The organism is Pseudomonas sp., assembly GCF_049590575.1.
Classification (GTDB): Bacteria; Pseudomonadota; Gammaproteobacteria; order Pseudomonadales; family Pseudomonadaceae; genus Aquipseudomonas.
The window spans coordinates 1-9,200 of the sequence record NZ_JBAWDE010000388.1; the positions used below are offsets into that span (position 1 = coordinate 1).

The 9,200-nt window shown below is 61.6% G+C and carries 11 protein-coding genes and 1 pseudogene; 3 read left to right on the forward strand and 9 right to left on the reverse strand.

Features of this window, described 5'->3' with window-relative positions; genetic code table 11:
* From WBR57_RS26950 to WBR57_RS26975, 6 genes and pseudogenes are all read right to left on the reverse strand, one after another.
* A pseudogene (locus tag WBR57_RS26950) lies at window positions 1-309 on the reverse strand (AMP-binding protein); the annotation flags it as partial.
* The gene (locus WBR57_RS26955) at window positions 306-851 is read right to left on the reverse strand and encodes a hypothetical protein (RefSeq protein WP_424088180.1); all 546 of its coding nucleotides are present in this window, start codon (window positions 849-851) and stop codon (window positions 306-308) included. The gene WBR57_RS26955 and the pseudogene WBR57_RS26950, both read right to left, overlap by 4 nt.
* Window positions 848-1,102: an acyl carrier protein gene (locus WBR57_RS26960; protein WP_016979215.1), complete on the reverse strand. Its 255-nt coding sequence runs from the start codon at window positions 1,100-1,102 to the stop codon at window positions 848-850. The genes WBR57_RS26955 and WBR57_RS26960 overlap by 4 nt, the downstream gene beginning before the upstream one ends.
* A 9-nt stretch (window positions 1,103-1,111) precedes the next feature.
* Entirely contained in the window at window positions 1,112-1,381 is a 270-nt protein-coding gene (locus WBR57_RS26965) for a phosphopantetheine-binding protein (protein ID WP_060755178.1), read from the reverse strand.
* Complete coding sequence (locus WBR57_RS26970; protein ID WP_424088183.1) at window positions 1,359-2,171, reverse strand: lysophospholipid acyltransferase family protein; 813 nt, start codon at window positions 2,169-2,171, stop codon at window positions 1,359-1,361. The genes WBR57_RS26965 and WBR57_RS26970 overlap by 23 nt, the downstream gene beginning before the upstream one ends.
* Entirely contained in the window at window positions 2,147-2,866 is a 720-nt protein-coding gene (locus WBR57_RS26975; RefSeq protein ID WP_424088185.1) for a beta-ketoacyl synthase chain length factor, read from the reverse strand. Before WBR57_RS26975 ends, WBR57_RS26970 begins: the two co-directional genes overlap by 25 nt.
* A 337-nt stretch (window positions 2,867-3,203) precedes the next feature.
* Here WBR57_RS26975 and WBR57_RS26980 point away from each other — a divergent pair, with 337 nt between their 5' ends.
* Window positions 3,204-3,974 (forward strand): ParA family protein, encoded by a 771-nt coding sequence (locus tag WBR57_RS26980; RefSeq protein ID WP_012721840.1) that lies wholly within the window; start codon window positions 3,204-3,206, stop codon window positions 3,972-3,974.
* 78 nt (window positions 3,975-4,052) lie between these two features.
* Here the strand turns inward: WBR57_RS26980 and trxC are convergent, their stop codons facing one another.
* On the reverse strand, window positions 4,053-4,487 hold the full coding sequence (gene trxC, locus WBR57_RS26985) for a thioredoxin TrxC (protein WP_424088188.1): 435 nt from the start codon (window positions 4,485-4,487) through the stop codon (window positions 4,053-4,055).
* Between the two features lie 235 nt (window positions 4,488-4,722).
* Here trxC and WBR57_RS26990 point away from each other — a divergent pair, with 235 nt between their 5' ends.
* Both WBR57_RS26990 and WBR57_RS26995 read left to right on the forward strand, forming a co-directional pair.
* On the forward strand, window positions 4,723-5,019 hold the full coding sequence (locus WBR57_RS26990; RefSeq protein WP_424088190.1) for a type II toxin-antitoxin system HigB family toxin: 297 nt from the start codon (window positions 4,723-4,725) through the stop codon (window positions 5,017-5,019).
* Window positions 5,016-5,417: a helix-turn-helix domain-containing protein gene (locus WBR57_RS26995; protein WP_424088192.1), complete on the forward strand. Its 402-nt coding sequence runs from the start codon at window positions 5,016-5,018 to the stop codon at window positions 5,415-5,417. Before WBR57_RS26990 ends, WBR57_RS26995 begins: the two co-directional genes overlap by 4 nt.
* Window positions 5,418-5,421: 4 nt before the next feature.
* Here WBR57_RS26995 and selO read toward each other — a convergent pair whose 3' ends face one another.
* A complete protein-coding gene (selO, locus tag WBR57_RS27000; RefSeq protein WP_424088194.1) occupies window positions 5,422-6,885 on the reverse strand; it encodes a protein adenylyltransferase SelO in 1,464 nt (487 codons plus the stop codon).
* Window positions 6,886-6,933: 48 nt separating this feature from the next.
* Window positions 6,934-9,200 (reverse strand): mechanosensitive channel MscK (gene mscK, locus WBR57_RS27005; RefSeq protein ID WP_424088196.1); only part of this gene is annotated, 2,267 nt, incomplete at its 5' end.

Consider the following 9,200-nt stretch of genomic DNA (forward strand, 5'->3'; position numbering starts at 1 on the left):
CGCGTCGAGGTCGCCGGCGTCGATCAGCCAGGCGTCCACGGCGGTGTCCCAGCGTTGGCGGGTCTGGGGTTGCAGGTCGGCGGGCAGCAGCACGCTGACCCCGGCACGCCAGGCGCCCAGCAGGGCAATCGCCAGCAGGCCGGCGTCTTCCAGGTGCACGGCCACGCGCTTGATGCCACGCGCTTGCAGGCCCGCGGCCAGGCTCAAGGCGTGGGCCCACAGCTGGGCGTGATTCATTGCAGGCTCGGTGGTGACCAAACGCTGTTCCAGCGGCTCGAGCAACACGTGCTCAAGTTTCAACCCATTCATACGCGGCCTCGAACCCTTTGTCGTACCAGCCATTCCACGGCAAACAACAGCCCCATCAGCCCGTAGGCGATCAGGCCGTTGTACAACGTCCACCAGCTCAGCGGCGCCCACAGGGTGAGGGCGGCGGCGAGCAGGCCATTACACAGAAAAAACACGCTCCACACCACGGTGACCTGGCGCGTATACACAACGGCGCTCGGTGGCAGGTCCGGCTCGGTCATGCGCGCCAGGCGCTCGACCATCGGCGGGCCGTATTTCAGGCTCAGGCCGAACAGCGCCAACATGAACGCGCTGACCAGGCTCGGGTACCAGCGCAACAGGTGCGGGTTGTCGAACCAGGCCAGCAGCAGGCAGAACACGATCACCGCCACCGCCATCCAGCGGCTGCCGGGGCGGCGTGCGGCGGTCAACGCGCGCAACAGCCACAGGCTGCCGAGCAACAGGCCGAATTGCCACGGCGCAAAGTGCTCGGTGCCGTAATACACCGCAAAGGGGTACAGCAGCCCTGCCAGCAACAGGCCAAGGCCGATCAGGCGGCTCATGCGGCCGGCGTGACCAGACGGTACACCGCCTCAACCACGTCGTTGACGGTGCGCACGGCCTTGAACTCTTCGGCTGCGATCTTCTTGCCGGTCTGGCGCTTGATATGGTCGATCAGGTCCACGGCATCGATGCTGTCGATTTCCAGGTCCTGGTACAGGTTGGCGTCGAGGGTGACGCGCTCCGGGGGCAGTTCAAACAGTTCCACCAAGGCATCGCGCAGGGTGTTGAAAATATCGTCACGAGTTTGCATGGTCCGGTCTCAAGCTGCCTGTCTGGCCGTGACGAACGCCGCAAGGCTGGCCACGTTGGTGAAGTGATTGCGGGTGTCCTTGGCGTCGGCATCGATTTTGATGCCGTACTTTTTCTGGATCGCCAGGCCCAGTTCCAGGGCGTCGACCGAATCCAAGCCCAGGCCTTCGCCGAACAGGGTTTGTTCGCTGCCGATGTCGTCGGCGCTGATGTCTTCCAGGCCCAGGGCCTCGATGATCAGCGTCTTTATGTCGTGCTCAAGGCGTTGTTGGTCGCTCATCTTCGGCGAGCTCCTTAGTAAAATAGTGGTGCAGGTAATCGTTGAGCTTGCGCGAGGCCTGGGGCGCGGGCCCCAGTGCGGCAAAGGCCTGTGGTTCTATATCGGCACCCACGCGCAAACTGAAGTGCACGCGGCGTTTTGGGATGCGATACCAGGGGTCGGCCTTGGTCAGGGTGGTGGGGCTGACCTTGATCACCACGGGGGTGATGATTGTCGCACCACGCAGCGCAATGGCGGCGGCCCCGCGATGAAAGGCAGGCGCCGCGCCGGGTGTGGTGCGGGTGCCTTCCGGAAAAATGATCAGGGTCTGGCCGCCGCGCAGGGCGTCTGCGGCGGCATCGAGCATTTCGGCGCTGCCGTCGTTGCTGATATACCCTGCATCCCGTACCGGGCCGCGGGTGAAGGGGTTTTGCCACAGGCTCTGCTTGACCACGCAGTTGGCCTGGCGCACCAGGCCGATCAAAAACACCACGTCGATCAGCGACGGGTGGTTGGCAATAATCATCTGGCCCGGGCGACCGAGGTTTTCCGCGCCTTCGACGCTGTAGGTCAGCACCCCGGCGCGCTGCATCAGGCGAATAAAGAACCAGAACAACCAACTGATCGTATGGCGCGCGCGGCGCCGATGGCTGGCCGCGTCCCCCGGCAGGCAACTGAGCAGGGGAAACACCAGCAATCGCAGGCACAGCCCTCCGAAGCCGAACAGCGCAAAGCTGGCAGCGGTGGCGAACAGGCGCCAGTAGTAGGCGTCCCGGGGTTTATCGGTCAGGGCTTGCGTTGCCAGTTCCATACGCGGTTCTTCCAGGCATGTTGGCAGGCGACCTGTTCAGTGAGCAGGGTGCGCAGCAGGTTCAGTGCGTGTGGCCACTGGGTTTGACTGAGTTGGACAGTGGCGCTGTTTAGTTCCAACTGCCACTCGTCGCCCGGCGTCAGCAACAGGCCCAGGGCATAGGGGAAGGGCACATCGACGATCCAGCTGGCATAGGCCTCGGGAGGGTGTTCCTCGGTGATCACCAGCAAAACGGCTGGGGCGCCTTCGTTGAGCAGCGCGGCGGCTTCGAGCATCCCATGCTCCAGCCCATCGCCGGCAGCGGCGAGGGCGGTCATTTCGGCGGTTTCATTGCGCAAGATCGACCACAGGCCAATGACCGCGTTATGCACCGACAAGCTGAATTGGGTCGGCGACAGCGGCTGGTCGTTGGCCAGGTCACTCAGGATGTCGAGGGTGCGCGGGGTTTCGCCATGCCGCGAAATAAACACCAGCGGCAAGTCCTGCAGGCCTTCTGCCAGTGGCCAGCCCACGCTGAAGGCCATGCGCGCCAGGCGGCTCAAGCGCCGGCGCTGCATGGCCGGCAGGAATGACACATCGGGGGACGCTTCGCTGGCGGGCAGCAACACCGGGTTCCGGCACCAGGCGTGCCAGTCTTCCGCGCTTTCGAGGCCAGGGGCCCACGCGCGCCATTGGGCGATGTTGAAAGTGATCACTGAGAAGATTTCCCGCCCCTGCGGGCTTCCATGTGCGGCCGTTGGCCCCGAATACCGGGACAGGGAGCAGTAGCCGAATGGCGCGCATTATCCGGGTGCCGCGGGGTTCTAGCAAACTTTGGTAAAGGTTTGTCCAAGGTCAATTACAAAATAGTCCGAAAGATTTACAGATTGTCCGTCACCGGGGACCTGGCGGGGCTGTCGGACCCTTCCTGATTTGATGTATGTGTCGTACTACAGGCCGTTTTTAATGCAGCAGTGCATGGATGAACGAGGTAGCTAACAGGCGCTTTTGCCCTCTACACTCGGACATTCATTGATACACGGAGGTTTTTCCATGCGGCGTGTGGTGTTCAATCAGAAAGGTGGCGTTGGCAAGTCCAGCATCGCCTGCAACCTGGCGGCGGTCAGCGCCAGTGAAGGCTATCGAACCCTGTTGGTGGACCTCGATGCGCAAGCCAACTCAACCCAGTACCTCACCGGGCTGACCGGCGACGATATCCCGATGGGCATTGCCGAATTCTTCAAGCAGACCCTGTCGTCCGGGCCGTTTTCGAAGAAGAATCGCGTGGATATCTATGAAACGCCGTTCGACAACCTGCACGTCATCACCGCCACCGCCGAGTTGGCTGACCTGCAGCCCAAGCTTGAGGCCAAGCACAAGATCAACAAGCTGCGAAAGCTGCTGGATGAATTGAGCGAGGACTACGACCGGATTTATCTCGATACCCCGCCCGCACTGAATTTTTACGCGGTTTCGGCATTGATTGCCGCTGATCGTGTGCTGATCCCCTTCGATTGCGACAGCTTCTCGCGCCAGGCCCTGTATGGGCTGCTGGCTGAGATCGAAGAATTGAAGGAGGACCACAACGAAGGCCTGGAAGTGGAAGGCATTGTGGTCAACCAGTTCCAGGCGCGGGCAAGCCTGCCGCAGCAGATGCTCGATGAGTTGATTGCCGAAGGCCTGCCGGTACTGCCGGTGTACCTCGCCAGCTCGGTGCGCATGCGCGAATCGCACCAGGAGAATAAGCCGCTGATCCACCTGGACCCACGGCACAAGCTGACGCAGCAGTTTGTGGAGTTGCATAACCTGCTGGAAAACGCGTGACCCCAGGACAACCTGGTTCCAATGTGGGAGGGGGCAAGCCCCCTCCCACATTTTGCCCACAGCGTTCTTGAGGTCGGGTTAGAGGCCCTGGCTACGCAACCAGCTCATCAACTGCGGCAACGGAAACGCCCCGCTCTGGCGCGCCACTTCGCGGCCGTTCTTGAACAGAATCAAACTGGGAATCGAGCGAATTCCCAACTGCGCCGACAGTTGCTGGTTGGCCTCGCTGTCGAGCTTGGCCAACCGGCACTTGCCCTCCAACTGTCCAGCCGCCTGCTCGAACACCGGCGCAAACGACTTGCACGGCCCGCACCACTCGGCCCACACATCCACCAGCAACGGCAGGTCGCCCTTGATCTGGCTGGCGTAGTCGCCTTGCTTCAGTTCAAAAGGCTTGTTCAACAAGACCGGCTGCTTGCACCGCCCGCATTTGGGCGCATCAGCCAGGCGTTCGCCGGGAATGCGGTTGAGGCCGTTGCAATGTGGGCAAGGGATGACGAGCGGTTCGGACATGGGGGGCTCCTTGGGTATGGCCAATGGAGTGTATTTGGAGTCGGGCCCGGGGTTTATCAAGGCGTGGAGAGGCGACTTATCCACTCACAGTTTCGCCCGTGCTGATGTGTGCTTGCCTATCTAGGCTGGTAGAGCACGTTTTGTTTTGAGCCATTGGTCTGTTTGCCGCTATAGCAAATTGCGATATTCGGGATACGGGTTTAACCTTCATAGCAAGATGCGATAAGGATGTTGCATGCGAGTGATCAGCGAGAAAAGGATCTGGGAAGCAAAGGAAAAGTGGCCACGTACAGCAACGGCTTTGGACCAGTGGTATCGAGTCATGAAGCGAAATGCCCCCAAGGACTTCGCAGCGATGAAAACCATGTTTCCGACCACGGATAAGGTCGGGGATTTTCACGTATTCGATATTGGCGGCAACAAGCTGAGGTTGATTGCTTGCGTGGAGTATCGGGCGCAGCGCGTTTACATCAAGCACCTGCTTGATCATCGCGATTACGAGAAAGATAAATGGAAGGAAAAAATCCGATGAGCGCGCTTATGCGAATAGCGGCCGAACACTGGCAGTTCGTTTCGCCGGTGATGCGCAAACCAGAAAATGAAGCAGACTACGATGCGCTGGTGCTGGGTCTGGACGAGTTGTTAAGCCTGATCGGCGAAAACGAAGACAGCCCGCTCATGAGCCTGGTGGACATCCTCAGCGACTGGATCGAAGCCTACGACCATGCACACCGCCCAATGCCCGTCGCCACTGGTGTTGATGTGCTGCGCTATATGATGCGCGAACATAATCTCACCCAGAGCGACCTGCCTGGGGTCGGCGCGCAGTCGGTCGTATCTGAGGTGTTGAGCGGCAAGCGCCAGCTCAACGTGCGGCAGATTCGTTGGCTGGCGGAGCGGTTCGGCGTGTCGGTGGAAACCTTTATCTGAGGCTTTACGACGAACAGCTGATCTCCAGATGCTTGCCCCAATCCGGCGGCCGCTGGGCGTATTGCTCCATCCCCGTCTGCTCTTCAAACGGTTTGCTCAGCACTTCATGCAACCGCCGCACTTCGCTGTAATCGCCGGACTCGGCAGCGGCGATGGCGTTTTGCGCCAGATAGTTGCGCAGGATGTACAGCGGGTTGACCGCGTGCATGCGTTCGCGGCGTTCTGCTTCGGTGCCAGCGCCGTCTCGCGCGACGCGGGCCTTGTAGCGTTCGGCCCAGGCATCAAAGCCGGCCATATCGACAAAATCATCGCGCAAGCGCGCCACGGCCAGCGCGGCCGATTCGTCGCCCAGGCGGCGGAAGAACAGCGTGTAATCCACGCCGCTGTTCTGCATCAGTTTGAGCAGACGCTCCACCAATGGCTGGTCGTCGTCTTCGGCGGTGGTGAGCCCGAGTCGGCGGCGCATCAGGTCCAGGTAGTGCGCCTGGTACAGCGGCAGGTACAGGCCCAGGGCCTCTTTCAACGCGTCGACGCTGATAAACGGCGTGAGCGCCTGGGCCAGCGCGCTGAGGTTCCACTGGCCGATCGGTACCTGGTTGCTGAAGGAGTAACGGCCTTCATGGTCCGAATGGTTGCAGATAAAGTGCGCGTCGAAGTCGTCGAGGAACGCGAAAGGCCCGAAGTCGAAGGTGATGCCGAGGATCGACATGTTGTCGGTGTTCATCACGCCGTGGCAGAAACCATAGGCCTGCCATTTTGCAATCATCTCGGCATTGCGCTCGACGATTTCGCGGAACATCGCCAGGTAGGGCTCGGGCTGTTCCTTGCACGCGGGGTAGTGCAGTGACAGCACGTGCTCGGCCAGTTCCGCCTGCTGCTCGGGCTTCTTGGTGTAGTAGAAATATTCGAAATGCCCGAAGCGGATATGGCTGTGGGCCAGGCGCAGCACCATCGCGCCGCGTTCCTGTTTCTCGCGCCACACCGGCGTATCGGAACCGATCACGCACAAGGCGCGGCTGCTGGGGATGCCCAGTGCATGCAGCGCTTCGGAGGCCAGAAACTCGCGAATCGAAGAACGCAGCACCGCGCGGCCATCGCCCATGCGCGAGTAAGGCGTGAGCCCGGCGCCTTTGAGGTGAAGGTCCCAATGCTCGCCGGCCTCGTTGTACACCTCGCCCAGCAACAACCCACGGCCGTCGCCCAGTTGCGGGGTGTAGCCGCCGAATTGATGCCCTGAATAGACCATCGCCCGCGGCTCGGCTTCGGCCCACAGCTTGTGCCCGCTGAACAACTCGGCGAATACCGGCGTTTGCGCCACTGCCGGGTCGAGATCAAGCAGGGCCATGGCGGCGTTGCTCGCGACGACAAGGCGCGGCGCGTCGAGGGGCTCGGGCAGTACGTGGGTTGAGAACGCGCCGCCCAGGCGTGCGAAGCGGTTGTCGAAGGTCAGTTCGTCGAGGGCTTTCACCGGCCATCTCCAGCAGAATGTCCGAGCATTCTGCTGGGGATAGAAGGTTTAGTCGAGTTTGCTCGGCGGTGGTTCCGGCGCATCCTCGACTTTACCGGCTGGCGGCTCGGGGGCGTCCTGCTCGGCTACCGCCCCGGCGATGGTCTTGCGATCATCTTCGACCGGCACCAGTTTGTATTCCTGACCGTGCATGTTCTTGAGGTACACCTCCATCTGCCGGAACGAGATGTTGATGTGCTGTTTCTTGAATTCACGGTTGATGTAGCGGTTGACCTCGTCCAGCACCGGGTTACGGTCGCCCAGGTCGCGCACGTGCATGCGCAGTTCGTGGTCGAGGGTGCTTTCGCCGAAGTTGAGGAAGTACACGTGGGGTTCCGGCTCCTTCAGTACGCGTGGGTTTTCCCTGGCGGCCTTGAGCAGCAATTCCTTCACCAAATCCAGGTCGGAGCCGTAGTCCACACCCAGTTTCAGGGTGACGCGGGTGATGGTGTCGGTCAGCGACCAGTTGATCAGTTGCCCGGTAATAAACGTCTTGTTCGGGACAATGATGTCTTTGCGGTCGAAGTCGGTGATGGTGGTCGCGCGTATGCGGATCTTGCTCACCGTGCCCGACAGGTTGCCGATGGTGATGGTGTCGCCGATGCGCACCGGGCGCTCGAACAGGATCATGATGCCGGAAATAAAGTTGGCGAAGATCTCCTGCATGCCAAAGCCCAACCCCACCGACAGCGCCGCGACCAGCCATTGCAACTTGTCCCAGCTTACGCCGAGGGTCGACAGGGTCGAGACAAAGCCCACGCCGGCAATCACATAGGACAGCAAGGTCGTGGTGGCATAGGCGCTGCCTTGGGCCAGCTCCAGTTTGGACAACACCAGCACTTCGAGTAAACCGGGCAGGTTGCGCGCCAGCGCGAAGGTAATGCCGATGATGATCAGCGCGCCGAGCAAGTCGCCGATGCTGATCGGCACCATGCTGATATTGGCGCCGGTGCCGCTGGTGTATTCGTAAAGCGTGACGTTGTCGAGGTACGAGAACACCGAGATCAGGTCCGACCACACCCAGTACAGCGCCGCGATAAAGCCGCCGAGCAGAGCCAGGCGGATCAGGCGCATCGACTGTTCGTTGACCTGCTCGATGTCCAGGGTCGGCTCTTCGATCACTGCTTCGCCGTCGCCGGCTTCCTTGGCGGCCTGGCGTTTGGCCAGGGCCCGCGCGTAGGCCAGGCGCCGTGCGGCAACGCCCAGGCCGCGCACGAACGTCGCTTCGATGACCAGCCAGAACATCAGCAGGTACAGGGTGTTGATCAGCCGGTCGCTGAGCTTGAGCGCGGTGTAGTAGTAGCCGAAGCACACGGCAATAAACAGCGCGATGGGCAGCGCGGTAAACACCAGGCCTACGGCTTTGCGGAACAGCGAGGCTTTTTCGTGGGTCGGGCTGTTCAGCAGCAGGCGGCCGAGCAGCCAGGCCATCAATGCGTAGCAGGTCAGTACCACGCCAATGCCCAGCACGTCATCGGCCAGGGCTGCCGGTTGGTGCTCGGCAATCGCCACCACGGCCACCAGCGCCAGCACCACCAGCCCGAGTTTGCGCACCCAGCCCTGGAGGAATTCGACCTGGGGTTTTTCCCAGCGGAAATGCAGTTCAGCCACGCCACCCGGCGCCAGGATGCGGTACGCGGTGTAGAACACCAGCCAGGCTTGGGCGATTTGCAGCAAGGCCGCGCCAAGGTTGGCGTTTTGCCCGCGGGCGTCGATCTGCAGCGCGTAGCCGCACAGCGCCAGGCCCAGGGCCACCGGCATGGCCAGCAGGATATTGATCAAAATCGCCTGCGGCGTGTGCCACTGGCTGTCGCGCTTGAAGTGGCCGATGTCCAGATGCACTTTGTTCAGGCGCTGGTACAGGGCCTTGCGGCGCCACAGCAGCGCGCCGATCAACAGCAGCAACGGCAGGAACAGCAGCGGGCGCTGGGTCAGGCCGTCGTACAACTCGCTGACGCTGGAAGCCCAGGGCAGGGTGGTGACTTGCTTGCTCAGGTGCGCCGGCACGGTTTCCAGCCACTCGGTGTCCAGCGGCTTGTTGCTGGGGATCCAGAACATCTGCTCATCCAGCGTCGCGCGCAGGGTGGTGGCGGTGCTCAGCAGTTGTTTCTGGTTGAGTTGCAGGGTGATCGACTCGTTGAGCAGCGCGCTCAGCTCGCGGCTCAGGCGTTCGAGCAGGTCGCTGCGGGTGATCGCCAGCTCCAGCAAGGTGCGGCGCAGTTGCGGGGTGACGTCGCTCGGCGGCTGGCCGGCCAGCAAGTTATCCACATAGGTGC

What these genes read in the sequence shown, in the direction of transcription:
- WBR57_RS26960 (WP_016979215.1), bottom strand. Translation starts at nt 1,102, where the DNA reads ATGCAAACTCGTGACGATATTTTCAACACCCTGCGCGATGCCTTGGTG.
- WBR57_RS26955 (WP_424088180.1), bottom strand. Translation starts at nt 851, where the DNA reads ATGAGCCGCCTGATCGGCCTTGGCCTGTTGCTGGCAGGGCTGCTGTAC.
- WBR57_RS26980 (WP_012721840.1), top strand. Translation starts at nt 3,204, where the DNA reads ATGCGGCGTGTGGTGTTCAATCAGAAAGGTGGCGTTGGCAAGTCCAGC.
- WBR57_RS26990 (WP_424088190.1), top strand. Translation starts at nt 4,723, where the DNA reads ATGCGAGTGATCAGCGAGAAAAGGATCTGGGAAGCAAAGGAAAAGTGG.
- trxC (WP_424088188.1), bottom strand. Translation starts at nt 4,487, where the DNA reads ATGTCCGAACCGCTCGTCATCCCTTGCCCACATTGCAACGGCCTCAAC.
- WBR57_RS26965 (WP_060755178.1), bottom strand. Translation starts at nt 1,381, where the DNA reads ATGAGCGACCAACAACGCCTTGAGCACGACATAAAGACGCTGATCATC.
- WBR57_RS26970 (WP_424088183.1), bottom strand. Translation starts at nt 2,171, where the DNA reads ATGGAACTGGCAACGCAAGCCCTGACCGATAAACCCCGGGACGCCTAC.
- WBR57_RS26995 (WP_424088192.1), top strand. Translation starts at nt 5,016, where the DNA reads ATGAGCGCGCTTATGCGAATAGCGGCCGAACACTGGCAGTTCGTTTCG.